Raw genomic sequence first — 20,864 nt, forward strand, 5'->3', positions numbered from 1 at the left:
CCGAGAAGCCGTCAAGCCCTGCTACCACTGGGTTTAACGGACTACCGGTAATTGCGGACTAATGCGCGTACGTAGGGAAGAAGCCTGCTCTGCCGCTCGTCGTTCCTGTGAAGTGGTAGGTAGCGGCCTCGGAGAGCACCTTGGTAGGCGGGTCCCCGTTCTCGATAATGATGGCCTGGCCGGGAAAGGACAGCATGTCCTTGTAGAACCGGTCCACGACGGTGGAGGTCAGCTCCACGTCGTCGATGTCATTAGGTTCGGGGTCGCGGTAGGTGACCACCGGGGAGTCCAGGACAACGAAGCCGAGATGGTGCAGATCCCGATCCATGCAGAAACGAGCCAGCGACGTAGTGAAGGCCGAGTGCAGTACCGAGCGCATCCCTTTGCCGCGCTCTATCCGCTTGCGGCCGCCCGCGCGAATTTCAGCGTAATACTGGTCGTATTCCGCGTGATCGGCGGCCGGTACCTGCCAAGCGTTGAGGGTCTGTTGGAGGATGGAATCGAAATCACTCAACGTGGCTGTAGGGATGTGCTGGGTGGGGCGCGTAGTTGCGACGGCGCCTTCTCCGACGAGCCTGGACTTTTTGTCCTCCAGCTCAGCAATTCGGGCTTGCAACTCCAGTTCTCGCTCAACGACCGAGCGTTCCTCGATCAGGCCTTCGACGTCGGAACGCAACGAGGCGATCCCTCCTTCCAGCTCCTCGATGATCTGATCCCATACCCCTATGTCGGATTGCTCCTGCACCCTGCGGTTCATCAGAGCCGTCTGCTCGTCATCAAGAGCGGAGATCGTGGGCAGCAGGTCAGCGAGCAGTGCGCTGGTCTTGGCGGCTTCTGCTTCCACGGCAGTGTGCAGCTGCGTGGTTTCTTCCAGGCGGTGGTTGGACTGCTGGTGCTCACGTTCAGCGCCGCAGAACGGACAGGCGCCAACCTTGAAGTACCCCAAGATGCTGCCCGCTTCGTTGACCATGGCGAGCCGTTCCAGGTCCGAGCGGTACTGCGCCTCCAGCAACTTGAAGCGGCCTAGCAGATCACTGACCTCGGTCAGCCGCTCATCGAGCGCGGCCAACTGGCGGGCAGTTTCCATGCGAGCGTCGACCGCTTCGCGGTGAGACTCGTTGGTCTGACGCAGCGGCGCAGACTGCTCATCCAGCGCGGTACGGATCCGAATGTGCCGATCCCGGAGTTGGCGCTCATTCTCCTGCGTGCGGAGCTTCGACGAGAGGTCGAGGACGAGCTGGTCGAGCAGTTGTACCTGGCCCTTGTGGACCCGACGCTGCCCGGCGTTGGGCCCGGATTCCACGGCCGGGTCGCCTTCGCCCGTGACCAAGAACCGCATTACCGACAACTCCGCAGTCCGCGTATTAGCCGCTCCTGTCCGCAGCACTGGCGGTACGTCGCCGACCATGCGGTTTTCGGTGACAAGAGCCATGTGTAGCAGATCGGCAAGAGCGAGGGGGCGGGTACCTCCAGCCTCATTCTTGCGAATAAGGACCCCGTCCAGGCCCAGCTCGCGCAGCAAATGGATGGACAGACTGTTGCGGCTGCGGGCGTTGTGGACCGCGGTCACGGACGCATGTGGCATGTCTGTCACATAGTCACGTAGGTCCGCGGAGTAAAGGAAGATGCTGTTGCTGTCGGGAGCGCGTAGCAGGGTCAGTGGACTGCCATCCGGCATTAGCAGGCCCAGCAGGATCTGCGTGTAGCCCTCGCTCTCGGGAACCAACGCGATGTCAGCTCCGCCCAGCATGTACTCGATCGACTTCACGATGAAGGACTTGCCGGTGTCGGAGGTTCCGTAAATGACGGTCAGCTCCGGTCCGAAACTGATCTGTGCCGGGGGACGATCTGCCCCGCAGTAAGTCAGGTGGGTCAGTTGCAGTTCACTCACGGTGGCCCTCGCGAGGCGTGGATGCGAACAACGTGCCGTTCACCAGGTCCGCGGTGGCCTCGCGAACATCGATGCCTGGGGCCCAGTGGCGCACCGCCCACTCAGCGCGCTCACGCAGCCGCTCGACGTAGGGGGCTTCAAGGATGTCGACGAACGCGGGCCCACGGTCGGTCGCTCGGTAGACCATGCCCGTCTCATCGGCCTCGACGCCGGCGAGCCCGGCACGGATGAGGACGAGGAGCCCTTGTTCCAGCACGGTGCGCTTCATGCCCAGTTCTCCGGAGTGTCCAGGCAGCGAAGGGTGTAGGGACGGAGGGCCGTCGAGGTCGCCGCTGTGCAGGACGGCGTGGTCGAGGACGGCCAACTGCGCCAGGTCGAGCGGCTTGGGGTGGTTCTCGGCCAGAAGTACTAGCGCCCGCACCCCAATCTCCAGCGGACTGTTGAGCGGATTCATGCGGCTCCCCCTTCCTCGCACCACGTCACTCGGTCATCGTTCGCCAGGTGATGGCATACCCCTATGCGGTCCAGGGGCCTCACAAAACGCGTGAGAACTGTCTGTGTCAGCGCAGCGCCCCCGGCTGCTTCCAGCACACCCTGCAACCGGTCCCAACCGAGCTCGAAACGCTTGTCGCACACCTCTACCGCAATGGTGCAGACGTCGTCCATGACCGCGTTGAAGTGTCCTTCGGGATAGGCGTCCCGGGCGAAGCGCCGTAGGGACTCGGCGCTGTAGAACGCCTCGCGCTGGCGCCTCAGGTGCTTACCGGCCGTAGGGTGCTGCGCGATCAACTGCAGCGTGTTTGCCTCCGACTTCCATCGCTCTGCGTACACCTCCACCAGCTGCTGCACATATCGCGCCTCCTCCGCGTCATGCTCGTCCGGGGGCGTCATGATTGCGGGACGTTCACGCTCATCGTCGGAGAACCGCATCACCCAGTACGGCGTGGATTTGTGCTGCTCCAGCATCTGGTCCATGTCGACCGGCGAGAACATGGAAAAGTCTGTCTGCTCGGCCAGCTCGGTCACTTTCTGGCGCTGATCCGTGGTCAACCGGGTAATTACCTCATCACCCGTTGACGCCAGCTCCGCCAGAAATTTGACACGAGTCTGTTCGGGCTTCGCCAGGGCATCGCGCAGCGGGCGGGCGAAAGCGGGGGCGACGAACACGTACTGGATGGGCCGGGTGAAGTGCCCCAGCACCACTCCGGCGAACATCTTGCGGATCTCACTGGCTGCTGTACTCCAGTTCAAGGCGCTCTTGTAGCGCTTGCACTGGAAGTTGTCCCACGGGCCTTCCAGCCCCTGCGTGCTGCGGTAGGCAGCGACGTCGATGCCGTGGTCTCCGGTGCCGCCTTGGCGCTCAACGCGCTCATAGCCCTGTTCGAGGGCCGGAACCCATTCCTTGACGAACTCCTCGAACTCGTCGGGGTCGTAGCCGAAGACGATCTTTTTAGGGCTCGGCATGTACGGGAACTGCATCGACGGGCGCTGGAGTACCAGCGGCGGTTCGGCGGGGCCGCCTTGTGGCGCGCGTGTTTGGTCCGACACGTTCCCCCCTCGTGCTGACCGGTCGGTTGCCGTCCAACGGCTGCGACTAGGGATATCACTGATCGATCGTTTACAAAAGAGGTACCTCTGAGGTACCGAGGGTGACGGCGTAACGCTTCTGCGCACGGCCAATGCCCAGAACCGGGCGGGAACCAACGCCGCCGCAGCAGCGCCGGGAACAGGGCCTGTGCCCTGAGCACGGGACACCGCCGGGCCTGTCGGGGGAGTGCATCCACTGCTATCTCGACTGTGCGACCGGCGGCGTGCCGGAGGCTGCGGTGGTACCGCGTCCCCGGGACCACACTCCGCGTGCCGAATGCGCTGGCTGCGGAGCGCGCATCGTACTGACCGGCCACGCGCTGGACGATGGCCTGTGCAACCCGTGCCGGACCACGCTTGCTCCTGCGGCTGCGCCAGTACCCGAGGAACACCCCACCTGCTCGGGGAACGACGGTGGTACACCGTGCACACGCACCGCCGTGCCGACGCGTACGGTCTGCGTGTGCCACTTCGCGGCCGAACTGGCCAGCGTGTGAGCACGCAACGACGTCCCGCCCGGCCGTCGATGCCGGTCAGCCGAGTTTGATGCTGGTGTGCGTGTCCCATTCGTACATGTGGTGGTCGCGGTGCAGGACGATCAGTTCAGCTGTGGTGATCCGTGCGCGGGCGGGCTGAGCGTCGAGGTCGGCGAGCGCCTGCGCGACGGGGGCGATGGGTCCGTCGGCGGCCGCATACGCGACGGAGACATGCGGGCGGAATCCCTCGGCAGCCTCCGGGACTGCGGTCAGGACGTCGCCGAGGGCGGCGCGGATCGCGTCTCTTACCTGGGCGACCGGTGCGGCGGGTCGGACGGGGAGCAGGATCGCCTCGGGGTCCAGGACGACGGGATCGGCGCCGACCTCGATGTCGAAGGCCGGTACGGCTGCCAGACGCGTCCTTGCGGCCTGGACGATTGCCTCGACGTCGGTTTCGGCGATCTCGTCGACGAAGGTGATGCCCTGCATGGTCAGGTGCAGTCACGGGTCCGGGATGAGCGACAGCCCCTCGACGTCCTTGAGGGCGTCGCGGTACTGAGCGGCGAGCCGGTGGACATCGTCCTGTCCGGCGAACGTGAGGTGCCAAGTCAGAAAGCGGCGGCCCGTGGCCCAACCCGGCCGCCACCACCAGTGATTGCGCATCTGACCGGGCTCAGGACTCATGGCACCTGTCACCCGAACTTGCACCAGACCCTTCCTCGCCGCCAGACGCTTTCCCGGTCTGGCACCGGCTGCTGGGAGCCACTGCATCACCGGGTAGACGTACCACCACAAGAAGAGCCCGGAAGAAAATCTGACTCAACTCCCTTACGTTTAAAGGTAGTTGCGGCGATCAACTCCGCAACCAGCGCCGAGCCGTCCGTGAAGCTGCTGCAGCAGATCGCACTGATCGCGTGTGGCCAACGCGAGAACAAGACGCACTCGTGCGCGGCGTGCGCCAGCAAGGCTCCGGCCCTGCTGCGTATCGCCTCCACGGGCGCCTTGAACGCCCTTGCAGCAGCCATCTGCGGCGCTCACCACAGCGCATGTCAGGACTGCCGTCACAAGGCCAGGACGATCATTGACGAGACCATGGAGACGCCGTGCACCGTATGAGTGGCGAGATCGGTCCGCAGTCGCTGCGAACCCGCTTCATGGGAGAGCTTCTGCCGCTGGAAGGCTGGCTCAACATCGAACTGCACTGTCACCTCGACGGGGTCGGCCCCTCCGAGCGGCACCCCGACCTGGCGCAGGTCCTCCTGTCGGTTCCCCCGCCGGACGGTCCCGGCCGTACGGACGAGCGGGTGGAAGCACTCGCCGACTACATCAGCCGCACCATGGAGCTGGGCGCTGGCATCGAGGAGACGGAGCGCGAGCACCCCGCAAAGGCCGCCGCGTACCAGCACCTCGCCGAGGCCCTGGTGCCGTGGCTGGTGGCAGCCCCGAAGAGGGAGCTGAAGGAAGCGCGGGACGGCGGATATGCGGCAGCAACCGCACGCTACCGCGTTACATGAAAGAGTTCGCCCGAAGGCGGGGGGCACCGCTTCTTCTGCGAGGGAGGCCACATGAAACGACGGCGCCGGCGGTTCATGATCTGGGAGTGGTTGAACGTCCTGACCGCGAACAATGGGGAATGCCTCTACTGCTTCGACCAGTCTCAGACCATGGACCACGTCATACCGTTCTCTGACGGAGGGGCGGACGAGCTCAAGAACCTGCTGCCGATATGCCGTTCCTGCAACCGGAAGAAGGGCAAGAAGAACCCGGTCGTCTGGCATGTCGCACAGGACCTGTGCCTGCGCTGGCATGGTGAGGGCTCATTGCTCGATGGCGCGGTGCTGCACAACGAGAGTCTGCGAGAGCTCTACCTGCACACCCATACAGAGGTGTTGGAAGCTCTGACCGAGCTCGAAGAGGTGCAGACCGAAGTCATCGACGAGCGTCGGCTGGACTGGTTCAAGCGAAGCTTCGAACACCTTGGGTACCCATCTGCCAACTACGGTGTCCCCCGAGCCAGAGCCCAATCTGGTGAGCGAATCCGCGAGGCTAAGGCCAAGGGGTATCCCACGGTAGACGAGGAGTGGCCCGACTTCCTTAAGCAGCTCGAAGCTGTGGCAAAGCTACTCGAAGCTCCGTCAGCGGCAGACGAGACAGCGGGATGAGGGGCCGCCGTGCATCATGACTTTCTGCCCCCCTCCGCCATCTGCCGCGCGTACTCCGCCGCGACCTTCCTCGACACTCGACAGGCCCGCTGAACCCGGTCTGGACGCCAGCGGATGAGAAGGGAGTTGTGCTTACTCCTATTGCAGTGAATGCACGAGAGCACCAGGTTGGACACCTCATGCCGGCCGCCGCGGGTGAGCGGACGGATGTGGTCTACGTCGCCCTGGTGCGCGGCCGGTCGGCCGCAGTAGACGCATTCCTGTGCGGCCCGAATCGCGGCATACTCGGCTGCAGTGACCTTGTCCTTCCCTTCGGCGGCGAGAAGCCGTGCACGGCGGGCATTGCTGTAGGCCCGCGACTGATTGGTGCGGATCTCCGGCGGGACCTGCTTCCACTTGCAGGGGCCACAGCACCTGTCGCGGCTAAAGAAGTGAGTCCCGCAGTCGGCGCAGTCCCGTTCCGTGGCCTCGCACCCGGGGCACCTGGTTCGGGTTCCAGAGAAGACACGATTGCATTCGGGGCATTCGCGGTCCCGCGATCGGCATGCACTGCAGAACCAGTTGTGAACCGTGGGGAAGGGGTTCCCGCACCCCTGGCATTCCCTCATTTCCTTCAGGCACCGGTTGCAGCGTCTCCGCCTCCCGCAGAACGGCGCCCCGCAGTCGACACACTCACGGTCGGACTTGAGACACTCGCGACAGTTCGCGGTTTCACCAGTGAACGTCCTTTCGCAGCCGCCGCATTCGCGCAGAGTGGTGCGACAGGGACGGCACTTGAGCTCTTTGCCCCAGAAGGTGCTGCCGCACTCGACGCAGTCTCGATCGGCCGTCTGGCAGGTACTGCACCGAAGCATGTCGCTGACGATGGACCGTCCGCAGTCTGTGCAGTTGCGCCGCTTCTTCCGGCACGATTTGCAGAGCCTGTTGGTCCCTTTGAAGACGTTGTGACAGTTGGTGCATGTCCTGGTCCGCATGTTGCACAGGTTGCAGATCCGCCCACGCCCGTAGAACTCGCCCCCGCACTTCTTACAGTCGCGCAGAGAGGACATGCAGGGATTGCACTTGGCGGCCGTGCCGCCGTAGTCCGTGCCGCATGCGCATACCCGACGCTCGCCTGCCACTGGGTGCTCTCCTGATCTCTTGGGGGTGTCGCCAGGACGATCGAGTTCGGCGCGGTCACGACCGCGGTGATGCTCCACGTCGGCCTGGTGGTGGCGCTGATCACCGCAGGAGCGCGCGCCGTGTGCATAGCGGTCGCAGCGCGGGCCTTGCACGGTCTGTTTGGCGGCGGACGAAAGAAGTAGGGCGGCTACGGCTCCCTACCAGCGAATTGATTCTCTGAGGGCCTTTACGCGGTCGGCCTTTCGCGGCTGGTGAGCGGCACAGAAGGAGCCTGACGCCTCGTCGGCCGCCGTGGCATGATCCACTCCTATGGGGAGAACCAGATGGATACGGGCTGCGGCAGGTGTACTGCTCACGGCAGCGGTGATGGGGACGAGCGCTTGCGGGGGCGAGGCGGAGGCGCAGAAGAAGGCGCCGACGACGCCGGCTGTACCAAGCGTCACTGCGGCGGCGAAGGCGTTTCAGGAAGCTGTCACCAACTTCGATACCACTGACGGCTGTCCGCGGCCAGCGGGCGAGTGCTGGGACAAGATGCAGGCCGTCGCCAAACCCGCGCGGACGCTCCGGGAGGCGATGAACGCCGACAAGGCGGTCGGTCCGGAATTCTGGACGCAGGCGTACGTGCTCCTCGACAAGATGGAGAAGGGGATGGCCGTCGGCTCGGACAAGATCACCAACCGGCCTGACGTTCTCGGATCGGCACACGACCTGACCGACTGGCTCAGTGAACACCCCGTCCAGTAAGTGCCCTCACACTGAGGGCACTCCCTCCTGAAGTCGCTGCCACGCCGGTATGCAGCGGCTTCAGGCTGCGCTCTTGCCGCTGGCACAGGCCGCACATCCCACGCCGCTGCTGGCCAGGTCGGCACAGACCACGCAATCCTGCTCGCCTCCGCTGGCAGAACGGCGGCCCGTGAGGTCAAGCCCGCACAGGGCCCAGTCCGGTGAGCAGCAGCAGTCGTGGACGATCCCCTCTTTCACCCGGGACGCCGTGGCGGAAGTTTCGGCTTCGGGGAGTTCGCCGCGGACGCGCGCGACGACGGTTCGGGTGGCCTGCTCAAGGGCTACGAGGAATGGGTCCGTCATGGCAGGAGAGTAGCGCGACCGGCTGAGGGGCGGCCCGGAAATCAGCCTGGTTCGTCACCAGGGGTACGAATCCAGGCTGAGGCGTCCCCCGGAGTGTGGACACAGGGGCTCATGCTGCGATGGCGAGTGTATCTGCTCGTAGGTGCTGTTGTTCGAACTCGGCAGGTGAGAGGTAGTTGAGGGCGCTGTGGCGCCTGCGGGCGTTGTAGTAGGTCAGCCACTGGAAGATCTCCAGCCTCGCCTGACGCACCGTCGAGAACAGCCTCCGGTGCATCGTCTCCCTCTTGAGGCCCTGCCAGAAACTCTCGGCGAGGGCGTTGTCGTAACTCGAGCCGACCCGGCCCATGCTCCTGCGGATTCCGAACCCGTCGCAGACCTGCGCGAACGCGTCCGAGGTGTATTGCGTGCCCCTGTCCGCGTGGAAGATCACTCCGTTGACGTTGCCGCCGCGAGCCGCGACGGCCATCGTCAGGGCGTCGATGACCAGCTCGGCCCGCATGTGGGTGGCCATCGAGTAGCCGAGCACCCGGCGTGAACAGATGTCCAGGACGCAGGCGAGATACAGCCACGAGCCGCCGACCTGCACGTATGTGATGTCGCCGCACCACTTCTCGTCCAGTTTCCGGGCGGAGAAGTCACGTTGGACGAGGTCCGGCGCGGGTGGCGCGAGCCGGTCGGGGACCGTGGTGCGCTTACGGCGCCGCAAGTGACGGCCCTCGATCCCGTTGATGCGCATCAGGCGCTCGACGCGCTTGCGGTTGACGGTGTGCCCAAAGCCCCGCAGCTCGGCATGGACGCGGCGAACTCCGTACGTGCCCTTGTGCTCGGTGTGGATCTCGCGGATCTCCGCGACCAGGGCGCCGTCCGCGGCCTGCCTCTCGCTGCGGGCCTTCGCCCCGGCGAGCCACCGGTAGAAGCCCGAGCGCGAGACCCCAAGAACCCGGCATACCCGCTTCACACCGTAATCGGCGCGATGGGTGGAGATGAAGTCCCAGCGGCCGGTCATGTCCTCATCTCCTTCGCGAAATACTGGGCCGCCCGGCGCAGGATCTCCCGCTCGAGTTCCCACTCCTTCTCGGCCTTGCGCAGCCGGCCGTTCTCCGCCCGCAGCCTCGCCAGCTCTTCGTCCCGGCCCTCTGCCGCCGGTTCTCCGCGGCGGCTGTTGTCCCGGCCCGTCTGCTCGTCGGCCTGGCGCACCCAACTGCGCAGCGTCTCGCCGGTCACCCCGACATCCGCCGCCACCGCCGCATACGTGCGCTTCCCGCCCGCGGCCCGGTACAGCGCGACCGCATCATTCCTGAACTCCGCCGGATACGGAGACCTTCGTCCCACCAGGACACCCTTCCTCGAATCCACAAGATCCATTGTCAGAGTGTCCACACCACCGGGGTCGCCTCAGCGTGCTCTTTGCCAGGGAGTTTGACCAGCACCACACGAGGCCGCCGCGATGATCGTCCACTTCTGCGACGACTTCGGGGTCAAGCCCGTCTGCCAGGAACTCAACTGGGGTCTGCTGCACGATCGGGTGACCTCTGAACTGGCTTGCCCTGTGGGGCGGGTGGGAAGGATGTCGCTGTGCCGAAGCCTTATCCGGATGAGTTCCGGGACGATGTGGTGCGGGTCGCGAGGAACCGCGGCCCGGGTGCGACGCTGGGGCAGGTGGCCACCGATTTCGGTGTCCACGTGATGACGCTGTCGAAGTGGATGCGCCGGGCGGACATCGACGAGGTAGTGAAACCCGGAACGACCAGCCAGGAGAACGCGGAACTGCGGGAGGCCCGGCGGCGGATCAAGCTGCTGGAGCAGGAGAACGGGGTCCTGCCTCGGGCTGCGGCCTACCTGTCGCAGGCGAACCTGCCGGGAAAAGGATCTACCCGCTCGTGAAGGAGCTGGCCGAGGACGGATGCCCCGTCACGGTCGCGTGCCGGGTGCTGAAGCTCGCCAGGCAGCCCTACTACCGATGGCTTCAACGGCCGGTGACTGACGCCGAGTTCGAGGAGGCTCATCGTGCGAACGCGTTGTGCGACGCCCACCGTGAGGACCCGGAGTTCGGCTACTGCTTCCTGGCCGACGAGGCCCGTGACGCGGGGAAGATCATGGCGGAGCGGACCGCGTGGCGGATTTGCCGGGACAGCAGGTGGTGGAGCGTGTTCGGCAAGAAGCGCGGCAAGGTCAAGAAGGCCGGCCCGCCGGTTCACGACGATCTCGTCCGCCGCGACTTCCGTGCGGACGGCCCGAACCGGCTCTGGCTCACCGACATCACCGAACACCCCACTGGTGAAGGGAAGTTGTACCTCTGCGCGATCAAGGACGTCTTCAGTAAGCGGATCGTCGGCTACTCCATCGACAGCCGGATGAAGTCCCGCCTGGCCGTCACAGCACTGGACAGCGCTGTTGCCCGGCGCGGGAACGTCGCCGGATGCGTGCTGCACAGCGACCGAGGATCGCAATTTCGGTCCCGCAAATTCGTCCACGCGCTCAGCCGCCACCAGATGGCCGGATCGATAGGGCAGGTCGGAGCGGCAGGCGACAACGCGGCCATGGAGTCCTTCTTCAGCCTGCTGCAGAAGAACGTCCTCGACCGCCGAAGCTGGGCCACCCGCCAGGAACTGCGGCTCGCGATCGTGACCTGGATCGAGCGGACCTACTACCGACGCCGCAGACAGGCCTCCCTCGGCCGGCTGACCCCCGTCGAATACGAAACCGTCATGACCCCACCGGCCCTCCGGGCCGGGTGACCCAACCTGTCACCTAAAACTGCAGCAGACCCCCCTTGGGGTGTTCCTCCGTTGCTACGGCGCCGATACGCGGACCCCTGGCACTCGTTGGGGGCAGGGGTGTGCACGCGCGGCGCTGTTGGCGACGGCGGACCAGGGCGAGGGTGCGGCGGACGGTGTCGAGCGCCGCACCGGAGGTGAATGTCGGTGCGCAGGGTGTTCACCAGGGCGGGGCGTTGCCGGGGTCGGACTTCTTGCGGGAGACGGAGGTCCGGTCGCGGGTGGTGTGCGGTGCCCCGCTTGTTGCCTCGGTGCACGCGTGACATCACGTCGACAGCATCCAAGTTGTTGGTTCAAGTCACCAAGCAGCCACGTGCAGTTCATTGCCTGGCATGCATGCACATGTCATGCTCCCGACCATCTCCCCATGGAACACGCGTAGAACGGACGGCCTTCGATGCCCGGAACGCTGACCCGCACCCCCCGCTGGAGGAGCGTGGCGCTCGCCACGTCGGCCGTCATGGCGGCCTTCACGCTTCCCACGATGACGGCCACCCCGGCCGGCGCGACGACGACCGCATACGACTCGACGTACTACAAGAACGCGATCGGCAAGACGGGTACGACGCTGAAGTCCGCGCTGCACACGATCATCAGCAGCCAGACGAAGATCTCGTACTCCGCGGTCTGGAACGTGCTCAAGGTCACCGACCAAGACCCGAACAACAGCAGCAACGTGATCCTGTTGTACAGCGGTGTCTCGCGCAGCAAGTCACTCAACGGCGGCGGCGTCGGCGACTGGAACCGCGAGCACACGTGGGCCAAGTCCCACGGCAACTTCGGTGAGGCGACCGGCCCCGGTACGGATCTGCACCATCTGCGCTCGGCGGACGTCACCGTCAACAGCATCCGCGGCAACCTGGACTTCGACAACGGCGGCAGCCCGGTGGCCAACGGCGGGGGCAGCCTCAAGGATTCCGACTCCTTCGAGCCACGCGACGCGGACAAGGGCGACGTAGCCCGCATGATTCTTTACATGGCTGTGCGCTACGAGGGAGGCGACGGCTGGGCCGACCTGGAACCGAACGATCAGGTCAACAACGGAAGCAACCCATACATAGGCAAGTTGTCCGTGCTCAAGAAATGGAATGACGAGGATCCGCCGAGCGCCTTCGAGGAGAAGCGCAACCAGGCGATCTACGACACGTACCAGCACAACCGCAACCCGTTCATCGACCACCCGGAGTGGGTCGAGGCGATCTGGTAGACGGCCCGGCGACGCAGCCCGTCCCGCCCTGAGCTCCCCGTCCCCAGGAAGTTCAGGGCATGTGCCGTTCCGGGCTTACTTTGGGCTGGTCACCTCACCCGTGTCCCACCAGGGGATGGCGGCCGGGGACAGCAGCGACGCGGCGGCCAGCACGGAGACCAGGGCCAGGGACCGGGGCCGTGACGGTCCTGCCTCCTGTCGTGCTGACCTCACCGTGCAGAACATCCGCACTCGCCCAAAGGGTCCGTTCCCAGAGCAGGATCAGACAGGTGTGCACTGTCGGTTTCCGAAGTCGCGAGCACGGGTGAGCTCGTGATTCGCTGTCGTGTGCGGGGAACTGTGAACGCGCCGGACGGCCGAACTCGCGCTGCATGTCGGCGAGTGTCACCGTGCCCATCAGGGTGGTGCGGGCGGCACGGGCGAGATCGCTGATGCCCAGCGGGAAGCGGGGCAGCGGGAAGTTCTCGGGGTGGTACAGGGTGGCGATGAACGTGTTGGGGCGTGACAGCCGTCCGAGGGTGGCGGTGTTCAGATCGGCGGGGCACAGCCACGTCGAGGGCATGTCCAGCGTGTTGTTCTCCTGCATCCACCACGCTGGCCAGAGGTATGTACTCAGCGGCCCCCGGACAAATCGACTACCACCCACCGGCCGTCGTTCCGCTCGATGAGGACGAGACGGCGGTCCAGGGTTCCGATAACGCGGACCCGTTTCACGTACGAACTGGCGTAGTCCTCGATCCAGGCCCGCAGCCGGTTGGGCGCGACGAACAGGGGGTTGAGAGCGGCAGTGGGGTCGTCCCGTTCTTCTCGGCGGGAGAAGTCCGAGTTGGCCAGGTGTCATGCGGTGAGGAGACGGTGCGTGTGCTCTTCGTACCTGGCGTGCAGGTCACCCTCCGTTGGTGGTGTGCCTGTACGGGTTGGGGGTGCGGTAGAGGCGCGGTGGGCCCGTCGCGGGCGGCGGGCCCACCTGCCTGACTGCTAGGGGTGTGGGATGGCGGACTGCACGCGCTGGAGTGCAGTAGCCAGATCCCGGCAGTAGTCGCGAAGTACGTCCGGGTTTCCCGGCTCGGCGCACCCGTTGTTCGTCAGGGAGCCTGCTCGGTGGCAGGCATGCTTCACCCCGCGCCGCTGGTGTTCGGCCACGAGGTTGTAGTTGACCTGGGGGAGCAGTGTTTGAGCGGCGGTCACAAGGTCCTTGGCCAGCTCCAGGTAGTCCTCGTGCGACCGTTCGCCGGGGAACTGGGTGGTGGCGGAGACCAGGCGTCCGGCGATCCACCGTGGGGTGACCGTGTCGCTGCTCATGCTGCCACCCTGAGTCCGCGCTCGTGCGCGGCCTCGTCGCCGACCCTGCGAACGATCTGGAAGTAGTGCTCCACGGGTGCCTTGGCCCACGCTTCGCGGGCCCATTCCCAGTAGTCCATTCCGGAGGGTCCGTCGAGGAAGTCGGCGAGCTGGGTGCGCAGGTGTTCCTCGCTGATGAGGCCCGCCGCGTGCTGGTGCGCCCAGTAGGACACCCAGGCGTTGCACTGCACCAGGGTCTTCTTCTCCTCGGGTGTTGTGCCCTCCAGCAGCTTGCTGCCGTAGTCGGCGCAGTTCATCAGCAGGCTCAAGTGGTGGCCGGCGGCGGTCTGGACGCGGGCGCGCTTACTGTCGCGGGCGTCCTGGACGCGCTGACGTTCGCGGTTGCGGGCCGACAGGACGGTATGGGCGGCCAAGACCGCCACACCAGCGGCCAGCAGAACGGTGAGGGGGTTCTTCACGGTGTCCTCCAGAAAGGGGTGTCGGTGGGGTGCGGTGATCCGCGTTGGGGCGGGGCGCGGCTGCGCGTGCCGCAGTAGGCACTGGGCACCGGGGGCCTAGGTGACGGGTTCGAGGGGCATGGCGGGATCGTGGGGGGTCTGCGTGGCAAGGACGGCGGCCAGTTCCCTGACGCAGCGGGCGATCTGCTGCACGTGGTGCAACGCGCCCAGCTCCCGCGGCTCCCCAGGGTTACCGCGCAGGGCGGTCTCGGTCTGGGCCACCAGGCGCATGCCGTTCAGCAGCGCCGCCCGGTGCCCGGCCTGAAGGGTGGCAGGGATGCAGCTGGTGTTGATGGCGTGCGCGGTCGTCCAGAAGAGCCTGGTGAGGTCGTCGGCGGCCCGCTGGAGGCTGCGCCAGTCCGGCGGCATGCTCCAGGTGATCACGGCAGAGGCTTCGGCCCGGACATGCGCCGGATCGACGGCACCGGGGGTGTCCAGGGGCAGCAGCCGCCGCTGGTAGGCCAGGCTGACCGCCTGCGCGGCGGTGGTGGCGCCCAGCGCTTCGCGGACGTCCTTGATGCAGCCCTTCGCCGTGCGCCCGCTGATGTGGAAGGCAGAGCGGACTTCCTCGGCACCGCCGCCCCGGGCGAGGATGCGCAGCACCTGGAGCTGCCTCTCCCGCACCACCGGGCAGGTTCCACGCGGGAGGGGCGGCAGCGCGATGTGCCCCTCGCGGTAGGCGGTGCTGACCATGACGGCCCGCGGTTGATCCATACCGATCTTCAGGTGCTGGCGGATCTTCCCAAGGCGCTGCCGGAGCGTGCTCAGGGACATGAACTCGCTGGACGCGATGGACTCGTTGGTCTGTCCCAGCGCCACCTTCTCCAGGATGCTGTGCTCCTGTGCGCTCAGCCGTGCGGGTTCGGGCCCGGCAGAGTGCGGCGTCGGGCGGGCGGTGACCGAGGCCGACCCGGGGTGCGCGGTCATGAGAAGTCCTTCCGGAAGGGGGAGGCAGAGCAGCCGGTTGCCAGCAGGGGGCTGTCCAGCGGGGCGTACGGCACAGGGTGGGCACCAAGCGCCGGCGAGGGGCTGGTGCTGGCAGGCCACTGCCGGCACCCGGTCTCCGGCCCCGCCTCGGGGGTGCGTGCCGCGGGTTGCGGGGGAAGGGGCGGCGGCGTGATGGCCGGTGCGGCACCGATCTCGATGAGGTGCTCCACCAGGTGTTCCACGGCACGGGCGCAGTGCCGCAGATGGTGCAGGTCCCCGCTGGGGCCGGTATCCACCGCATACAGGGCGTGCGCCGCCCGCGTGATCAGTCCGTCGAGCCCGGCGGCATTGCCCGGCGCCGCCCATACCGGGTGCTTGAGGTGGGGCAGGGCAAGAGCGGTGAGTTCCCGCAGCCCGTCGCGAAGCCGCGCCTGCACCCAGGAGATCGCCTCCTCGGGCAGCGCCACGTGGTCGAGGGCGTCCGCGAGGGCGTCCAGCACCGCATCCAGCGGTTCGTCTCCTTGAAGGTGCAGCAGGACGCGGACCAGGGCACCGTCGGAGTCGTTGAAGCGGAGCGGAACGCTCATGACAGCCCCTCTTCTTCACGTTGCCTGGCGTGGGTGTCGGGCACCGGCTCGGTGTCCGGGCTCTCGACGTCGGACGTGTCGGAGCCGATGGAGGACGGAGGCCGGGTGGTCAGCCAGGCGAAGCCGATCAGCAGCAGCGCCGCGATGCCGATGACCCACCAGTCGCGGGGGTCCTGTAACTCGGGCACCATCACCTCACCCACTGGCCGTCGATGTGCGAGAGGAAGCAGCCGCGGTCGATGAGCTGCCGCAGGAGGTGTTCGTAGGTGCCCGCGTCCCGGCTTACGTCGGCGGTCGTGCGCGTCAGAATGCCGTCGGCCCGGCCCTCGGTCACCGCAGTCAGCGCCTGCGACCAGGCCGACAGCCCGGCGGGGGCGGGCGGGCTGTCCCTGTCGTCGCTGGTGTCGAAGAACACGTCGTACAGCCGCACCTCCAGGAACCGGGCGTGAGCCTCGATCACCTCCCGGACGTACGTCTCCGTCTCACCGGCACACAGACGCGCGTACCCGGCGACCCGGGCGCCGGGCTCGTGAGCAGGGCGCAAAGCCTGCCGTTCACCAGCACGCCGCAGCGCCGTCAGCCGGCGCGCGGGGTTTGCCGGGTGGAGCTCCGGACGCCACCGGCGGTCCGGGTCGCCGTCCGCGAGCCAGGCCACCTGGTACTGCTTCACGCTGCACCTCCGCCGGAGAGGAGGGCCTGGACGGTCTTCCCGCCCGCGTCCTCGTGCATGGACCACCTCAGCGACGGCACGCAACTGATCGCCGTTTCGGCATCGAGCTCGGCATCGCCGCCGGAGACCTCCAGGAGGAGGAACCCGTCGTCCCTGACGGTGAGGGAGGCCGTCAGCGGCTTCACGTGCCGTACATCGGCGGCCCACAGATCGCCCAGAACGAAGAGGACCAGATAGGCGAGCGTGTCGGCCGCACTCTGGACGTCTCCGTCCCACCGGGCCTCAGTCAGTACGGTCTGCGCCCACACGCGGGCCTTACGGGGAGCGGCGGGAGCGTACGGGTACGTGGTCTCGCGCGACCGTGCGGTCTGCTCAGCAAGGGGCACGGTCACCGCTGCACCTCCAGCGGCGATGCGGCAAGGCGCGCCCACACCCGCAGGTTGGCGCCCCGGTGGGTGTAGCCCCACTCGCTCGCCAGGACCGCCACGATCATCAGGCCGCGCCCGGACTCGTCCGTCAGGGACGTCGCCCGCACGATCGGCTCCTGGTCGCCGGCTCCGCTCTCGACCGAGATCAGCAGCGAGTCCTCGCAGCGACGCATTTCCATCACCACGTCGCCCACGCCGTGGTGCAGCGCGTTGGCCACCAGTTCCGTGACCACGTAGGCCACCGCGTCACGCAGTTCCGGCGCTTGGTCGTATGGGGAGCGCTTCAGCGCCAGGTCGGCGTCACGCCGTATGCGCCGCACCCACACCGCGTCGTCGTCGACGCGACCCCGGCTGAAGGCCACGGACAGCGACGCGCACTGCGCGAGCGAAACGGTGGGTACGAGGGGCTCCAGAAGAGCCGGACTACGGGTCATTGGGAGAGTCATCGCCCAGTCCTCTGCGGTCGGGGCAGGTGCGCTTTGCGGGCACCATGAAGGAAGAGAGCCGCTCCGGTGTCGTAGCGAGTGGCTTCTCAACTACCTTGATGCACGCCATAGTTAACGTTCAAGCGAACTGGCAGAAGTGCGTTAGATGGCAAGTGCCAAATAACGACAGGGGGGTGTGATGCAAGGACAGGGCGTGCCAGAATCCGGGCAGAGCCCTCGGTTTGCCGAGCAGGGGCCGCGATTCTCCGGACAGGGCCCTCAGTTTTCCGGACAGAGCACTGAAGCGAGGCGACAGATGGCAGCACGGCGGGGCCCCACGACGATGCGGGTCATGCTCGGCAAGGAGTTGCGGGCGTTGCGTGAGAAGAAAGGGCGGAGTCTTGACGGCGGGCTTTCGATTGAAGCGGCGGCGAAGGCGCTCGGCTTCTCACGGGCGAAGTTGAGCCGGATCGAGTCCGGCGAGATCCCGCTGCCGAAGCTGGCTGACCTCAAGGCTCTGCTCGAAGAGTACGAGGTCACGGAACGAGCCGATCAGGAGGAACTGCTGCAAATGCAGCGGGACTCTCTGAAGTCCGAGCCCATCACGTCCTACCGGAACTACCTGCCGTCGGGGATGCCGCGCTACCTCGGGCTGGAACGCGACTCTGCCGCTATCCGGGGCTACGAGAACTACAACGTGCACGGCCTGCTCCAGACCGAGGACTACGCGCGGGCCCAGATGCTCTCTGCCAAGGTCGTTGAGGAGCGGACCACGGATCAGGTTCAGAGCAGTGTCCGGGCGCGGATGGCGCGTAAGGAACTTCTGGACGGCGAGCGGCAGGTCCACATCATCCTCACCGAGAACGTGCTCCGCACGCTCATCGGAACGCCCGAGGTGATGCGTGGTCAGTTCGCGGAGATCAAGCGCCTCTCCAGCGAGAAGAACGTTGAAGTGCAGGTCATTCCCGAGGATCTGCCCAACATGTACCGGGGCGCGTATAACTTCACGATCCTGGAGTTCCATGAGGTGTTGGACCCTGTCGTGCAGAGCGACAGCCACAAGGCCACCACCATGTGGTCGACAGAATCCGACGTGGGGTTCTACGAGCGCTCCTTCAATGCCATGGCCAAGGCGGCGCCAGGACCGTCCTACACGGCCCAGATCCTGGACGATCTCGAAGAGAAACTATGGAAATGAATCAGAACAAGCCCCTGACCCTGAACGACATCACCTCGATGATGCACACGTGGAAGTCCTCCTACAGCGGCCAGGACGGCGGAAACTGCCTGGTCATCGGCACGGAAACCACTGCGGTCCATGTCGGCGACAGTAAGAAGCCGGACCACCCGGTCCTGACGGTGACGCCATCTGCCTGGGACGGCTTCCTGGAGACGGTGATCCGAGACTAGGGCCGGTAGCAGCACACCGGTGGCCCTCCCCAGGGGATTTGGGGAGGGCCGCCTTGTGTTCCGCCTCCACCCTGCCTGACAGCACCGACAGCCGCCAGAGATCCCGCTATGGGCGCAGAAGGGCGACGTCGAAGGGGCCGTGGTTGGTGGCCTTGGCGGGGCGGTGTCGGCGTACGGAGTTAGCTGGACGGCCCGGTGCACGGGAACGTCCTCGGCTTCAGGGCCGCCGCGGATAGCCAGCCAGCCTCGGGACAGGGCGATCGGTCCAGGGTGGGGCGAAGCCCCATCGCGCAGCGGCGCCCGTAGGGCGCCCTTGACGGATCGTCGTGTCCCGCATCCTGGGAAGTCGGGTGGCCCCGGCTTCACGACCTGCACACGATCACCTTCAGGGCGGGGACGTATCCCTGTACCTCACTGGCCACGCAACTGTGCACGCCGACAGGCGGACGTAGACGCTTTCGAGGACGGGGGAGACTTCCTTCCATCGGCCAGCGATAGCGATCATCTTTGCAGTGGCGCCATGTTCGGCGAGGTCCGTGGCGGCGCCGGCGCGGAAGCCCTGGGAGGAGATCGGGTGGCCGTCGCCTGCCGGGTTGTGCGCTGGCAGTCGGTCAGGTGTCCGCGTACTGGTCTGAGTGGCCCTGGCAAGTTTCCGTGAAGCGGGGTGTGCTTCTGTGCGCCGGTGGCACTCCGTCACCTGTATTGGCGTCTGAGCAGGGCGATGAGTATGACGCGGTGGTGGAGTAGGGGTACCCCTGCACGTCCGGCCATGATCAGCTTTTGGAGTTTCAGGTGGGTGAGGCGGCCTTCGTTGACGCCGGAGTTGAACGGGGTGGTGATGCCCTGGATGACTGCGGGCTCGTCTTCGCGGATGGCGTGGGCCAGGCTGACCAGGGCCGGGAGGCCGGAGTTGGTGGGTTGATCGAGCCCGTGCGTCAGCAGGGTGGCGTCGCGGGCGTCGAGCATGGCAGCGAACTGACCTACCAAGTCATGGGTTTGGTTCAGTTCTGGGCAGTGATCGAGAAGCCGCCTCAGTGCCTCGGTGGCGTGCAGGCCGCGCCGGGGCGGCGTGGTGGTGATCCAGCGGGCGGTCTGCCGGGGGTGAGGGCGGCCGCTCGCGCGGCGTGTCGATCGGCAGGCCCCGGCGAAGCGGCGCGATGGCCGTCTTGCCCCGCTGATAGTGGCCTTGGTAGCCCTTTGCGGCGATCTCCTGGTGCAGAATCCTCGCGGTGTGCTCGCCCTCCTCCCACCGCTGCCGCAGGTACTCCAGATACGGATCAGAAGCGCAACTTCAGCGCACCGGAGCGTTGTTCCCCTGGTGGTAACCCGTCTGAAGGTTTGCGGGCGGGGAAAGCCATCCGTGCATTTCAATGCTGCCGAAGCACGTGGTACCCACCTTCGGGTCCGTCACCCACCTGGGGCCACCAATCAAGGCGTCTGTATCTGTGAAGTAGCCAGGCTCGAAGCTCTGGGCGAATTTCGTCAGCCCTTTGATGATCTGCTGGCTCCAACGACGCTGCTCATCCAGGCCCTCTCGGTCGTGCGGCCCGAGGTCCGGATAGTTCAGCTCTACATTCATCAGCGGCCCGTCCTGACCCTCGCCCGAACAGCCACCGAACCCTTTCGTGACATGAATCCGACTAACGTACAAGCCGATCAGACGCTTCGTCTCGTGCGGAAGGTCAGATTTTCGGACCCACTCTCCGGCGTCCGCAGTCGTTGCCCGGCCGAACTCCTTGACCACCCCATCACTGCGTCTGGCCGGTGGCTCATTCGGCTCCTGGCCGAAGCCGCACGAGGGCAGAGTGAGTAGACATGCTGTGGCCGCCAACCCCCTAGGTAAGGCCCTCAGCCTCGCAACGTTCCGATAGATCATTCCCGCTCCCTACCTACGTCGTCACTCCAGCTGGTCGACGCCATCCGGCGTATTGGGCAAGCTCAGGGCCCTGCCCGGCCCTGACGAGATAAGGGGACCGTGCCGCCCAGGACCAAGCTGTCAAACGATCACCTTACGAGCGCCCAGCAGGCAGCCGTCAGCGTTTCGCGGGAACGGCTGAACGAACTCCCACCGCACCCCTTGAGCCTCGGGGCGGTACGCATTCCGGCCCTGTCAGCGCCTCGGGCTACTGTTGAACACATCCGAAACACGCACAGGAGACCGGGTTGCCACGCAACACCGTCGAGATGGCGCTGAAGCGACACGTCCGCCACCCACAGCCCGAGCCCGCCTAGTGAGCCGGTCTTGAGTTGTGTGGTCGCCTCGTGAGTCGTGTTCTGTCGCCTCTTGCGGTGTTTGGCTGCGGTTGGTGA

26 protein-coding genes are annotated in these 20,864 nt (G+C 66.1%); 8 read left to right on the forward strand and 18 right to left on the reverse strand.

What is annotated here, in order from left to right:
* Positions 1–58: 58 nt before the first annotated feature.
* The 5 genes from IE269_RS38515 to IE269_RS43495 all read right to left on the reverse strand — a co-directional run bounded on the left by IE269_RS38515 (position 59) and on the right by IE269_RS43495 (position 4,638).
* Positions 59–1,891, reverse strand: a complete 1,833-nt coding sequence (locus tag IE269_RS38515) for a hypothetical protein (protein WP_189827977.1) — start codon at positions 1,889–1,891, stop codon at positions 59–61.
* Positions 1,884–2,345: an ABC-three component system middle component 2 gene (locus IE269_RS38520; RefSeq protein ID WP_189827978.1), complete on the reverse strand. Its 462-nt coding sequence runs from the start codon at positions 2,343–2,345 to the stop codon at positions 1,884–1,886. Before IE269_RS38520 ends, IE269_RS38515 begins: the two co-directional genes overlap by 8 nt.
* Complete coding sequence (locus tag IE269_RS38525; protein WP_229898451.1) at positions 2,342–3,439, reverse strand: ABC-three component system protein; 1,098 nt, start codon at positions 3,437–3,439, stop codon at positions 2,342–2,344. Before IE269_RS38525 ends, IE269_RS38520 begins: the two co-directional genes overlap by 4 nt.
* A gap of 572 nt (positions 3,440–4,011) precedes the next feature.
* Positions 4,012–4,443 (reverse strand): 2'-5' RNA ligase family protein, encoded by a 432-nt coding sequence (locus tag IE269_RS38530; RefSeq protein WP_308437000.1) that lies wholly within the window; start codon positions 4,441–4,443, stop codon positions 4,012–4,014.
* Positions 4,444–4,455: 12 nt separating this feature from the next.
* Positions 4,456–4,638 (reverse strand): hypothetical protein, encoded by a 183-nt coding sequence (locus IE269_RS43495; protein ID WP_308436999.1) that lies wholly within the window; start codon positions 4,636–4,638, stop codon positions 4,456–4,458.
* Between the two features lie 198 nt (positions 4,639–4,836).
* Here IE269_RS43495 and IE269_RS38535 point away from each other — a divergent pair, with 198 nt between their 5' ends.
* From IE269_RS38535 to IE269_RS38545, 3 genes are read left to right on the forward strand one after another with little or no spacing between them, the layout of a single operon-like run.
* The gene (locus tag IE269_RS38535; RefSeq protein ID WP_189827979.1) at positions 4,837–5,070 is read left to right on the forward strand and encodes a hypothetical protein; all 234 of its coding nucleotides are present in this window, start codon (positions 4,837–4,839) and stop codon (positions 5,068–5,070) included.
* A complete protein-coding gene (locus IE269_RS38540; protein WP_189827980.1) occupies positions 5,058–5,468 on the forward strand; it encodes a hypothetical protein in 411 nt (136 codons plus the stop codon). The genes IE269_RS38535 and IE269_RS38540 overlap by 13 nt, the downstream gene beginning before the upstream one ends.
* Positions 5,469–5,519: 51 nt before the next feature.
* On the forward strand, positions 5,520–6,116 hold the full coding sequence (locus IE269_RS38545; protein ID WP_189827981.1) for an HNH endonuclease: 597 nt from the start codon (positions 5,520–5,522) through the stop codon (positions 6,114–6,116).
* 14 nt (positions 6,117–6,130) lie between these two features.
* Here IE269_RS38545 and IE269_RS43900 read toward each other — a convergent pair whose 3' ends face one another.
* Entirely contained in the window at positions 6,131–7,165 is a 1,035-nt protein-coding gene (locus IE269_RS43900; protein WP_474200933.1) for an HNH endonuclease, read from the reverse strand.
* Positions 7,166–7,604: 439 nt separating this feature from the next.
* On the opposite strand from IE269_RS43900, the gene IE269_RS38555 reads away from it, so the two are divergent.
* Entirely contained in the window at positions 7,605–7,982 is a 378-nt protein-coding gene (locus IE269_RS38555) for a hypothetical protein (RefSeq protein ID WP_189827983.1), read from the forward strand.
* Between the two features lie 60 nt (positions 7,983–8,042).
* Here the strand turns inward: IE269_RS38555 and IE269_RS38560 are convergent, their stop codons facing one another.
* Complete coding sequence (locus tag IE269_RS38560; protein ID WP_189827984.1) at positions 8,043–8,324, reverse strand: hypothetical protein; 282 nt, start codon at positions 8,322–8,324, stop codon at positions 8,043–8,045.
* Positions 8,325–8,433: 109 nt separating this feature from the next.
* A protein-coding gene (locus tag IE269_RS38565; RefSeq protein ID WP_189827985.1) for an IS3 family transposase occupies positions 8,434–9,656 on the reverse strand; the annotation gives its coding sequence in 2 pieces (ribosomal slippage) (positions 8,434–9,398 and positions 9,398–9,656; 1,224 coding nt in all).
* A gap of 243 nt (positions 9,657–9,899) precedes the next feature.
* On the opposite strand from IE269_RS38565, the gene IE269_RS38570 reads away from it, so the two are divergent.
* Positions 9,900–11,062, forward strand: a protein-coding gene (locus IE269_RS38570; protein ID WP_189827986.1) for an IS3 family transposase whose coding sequence is annotated in 2 segments (ribosomal slippage) — positions 9,900–10,184 and positions 10,187–11,062 — 1,161 coding nt in all. Because the reading frame shifts where the segments join, the coding sequence is not laid out codon by codon here.
* Positions 11,063–11,498: 436 nt separating this feature from the next.
* Complete coding sequence (locus tag IE269_RS38575; RefSeq protein ID WP_189827987.1) at positions 11,499–12,308, forward strand: endonuclease I family protein; 810 nt, start codon at positions 11,499–11,501, stop codon at positions 12,306–12,308.
* A 978-nt stretch (positions 12,309–13,286) separates the two neighbouring features.
* Here IE269_RS38575 and IE269_RS38580 read toward each other — a convergent pair.
* From IE269_RS38580 to IE269_RS38615, 8 genes are all read right to left on the reverse strand, one after another.
* Entirely contained in the window at positions 13,287–13,610 is a 324-nt protein-coding gene (locus IE269_RS38580; protein WP_189827988.1) for a hypothetical protein, read from the reverse strand.
* Positions 13,607–14,068 carry a DUF6082 family protein gene (locus IE269_RS38585; RefSeq protein ID WP_189827989.1) on the reverse strand — a complete coding sequence of 154 codons (462 nt, stop codon included), beginning with the start codon at positions 14,066–14,068 and terminating at the stop codon, positions 13,607–13,609. Before IE269_RS38585 ends, IE269_RS38580 begins: the two co-directional genes overlap by 4 nt.
* Positions 14,069–14,164: 96 nt before the next feature.
* A complete protein-coding gene (locus tag IE269_RS38590; RefSeq protein WP_189827990.1) occupies positions 14,165–15,034 on the reverse strand; it encodes a helix-turn-helix domain-containing protein in 870 nt (289 codons plus the stop codon).
* Positions 15,031–15,621 carry a hypothetical protein gene (locus IE269_RS38595; RefSeq protein ID WP_189827991.1) on the reverse strand — a complete coding sequence of 197 codons (591 nt, stop codon included), beginning with the start codon at positions 15,619–15,621 and terminating at the stop codon, positions 15,031–15,033. Before IE269_RS38595 ends, IE269_RS38590 begins: the two co-directional genes overlap by 4 nt.
* Complete coding sequence (locus IE269_RS38600) at positions 15,618–15,812, reverse strand: hypothetical protein (protein WP_189827992.1); 195 nt, start codon at positions 15,810–15,812, stop codon at positions 15,618–15,620. Before IE269_RS38600 ends, IE269_RS38595 begins: the two co-directional genes overlap by 4 nt.
* Complete coding sequence (locus IE269_RS38605) at positions 15,812–16,291, reverse strand: hypothetical protein (RefSeq protein WP_189827993.1); 480 nt, start codon at positions 16,289–16,291, stop codon at positions 15,812–15,814. The genes IE269_RS38600 and IE269_RS38605 overlap by 1 nt, the downstream gene beginning before the upstream one ends.
* Positions 16,288–16,683 (reverse strand): hypothetical protein, encoded by a 396-nt coding sequence (locus IE269_RS38610; RefSeq protein WP_189827994.1) that lies wholly within the window; start codon positions 16,681–16,683, stop codon positions 16,288–16,290. The genes IE269_RS38605 and IE269_RS38610 overlap by 4 nt, the downstream gene beginning before the upstream one ends.
* A complete protein-coding gene (locus tag IE269_RS38615; protein WP_189827995.1) occupies positions 16,680–17,165 on the reverse strand; it encodes an ATP-binding protein in 486 nt (161 codons plus the stop codon). Before IE269_RS38615 ends, IE269_RS38610 begins: the two co-directional genes overlap by 4 nt.
* Before the next feature lie 331 nt (positions 17,166–17,496).
* Between IE269_RS38615 and IE269_RS38620 the strand changes: the two genes are divergently transcribed.
* Positions 17,497–18,342 (forward strand): helix-turn-helix domain-containing protein, encoded by an 846-nt coding sequence (locus IE269_RS38620; RefSeq protein WP_189827996.1) that lies wholly within the window; start codon positions 17,497–17,499, stop codon positions 18,340–18,342.
* Entirely contained in the window at positions 18,339–18,554 is a 216-nt protein-coding gene (locus IE269_RS38625; protein ID WP_229898450.1) for a DUF397 domain-containing protein, read from the forward strand. The genes IE269_RS38620 and IE269_RS38625 overlap by 4 nt, the downstream gene beginning before the upstream one ends.
* 693 nt (positions 18,555–19,247) lie before the next feature.
* Here the strand turns inward: IE269_RS38625 and IE269_RS43500 are convergent.
* Together IE269_RS43500 and IE269_RS38635 are read right to left on the reverse strand one after the other, a co-directional pair.
* Positions 19,248–19,520 (reverse strand): hypothetical protein, encoded by a 273-nt coding sequence (locus tag IE269_RS43500; protein WP_229898449.1) that lies wholly within the window; start codon positions 19,518–19,520, stop codon positions 19,248–19,250.
* Positions 19,521–19,845: 325 nt separating this feature from the next.
* Entirely contained in the window at positions 19,846–20,298 is a 453-nt protein-coding gene (locus tag IE269_RS38635) for a hypothetical protein (RefSeq protein ID WP_189827997.1), read from the reverse strand.
* Positions 20,299–20,864 lie beyond the last annotated feature (566 nt).

The organism is Streptomyces spiroverticillatus (assembly GCA_014650415.1).
GTDB lineage: Bacteria > Actinomycetota > Actinomycetes > Streptomycetales > Streptomycetaceae > Streptomyces > Streptomyces spiroverticillatus.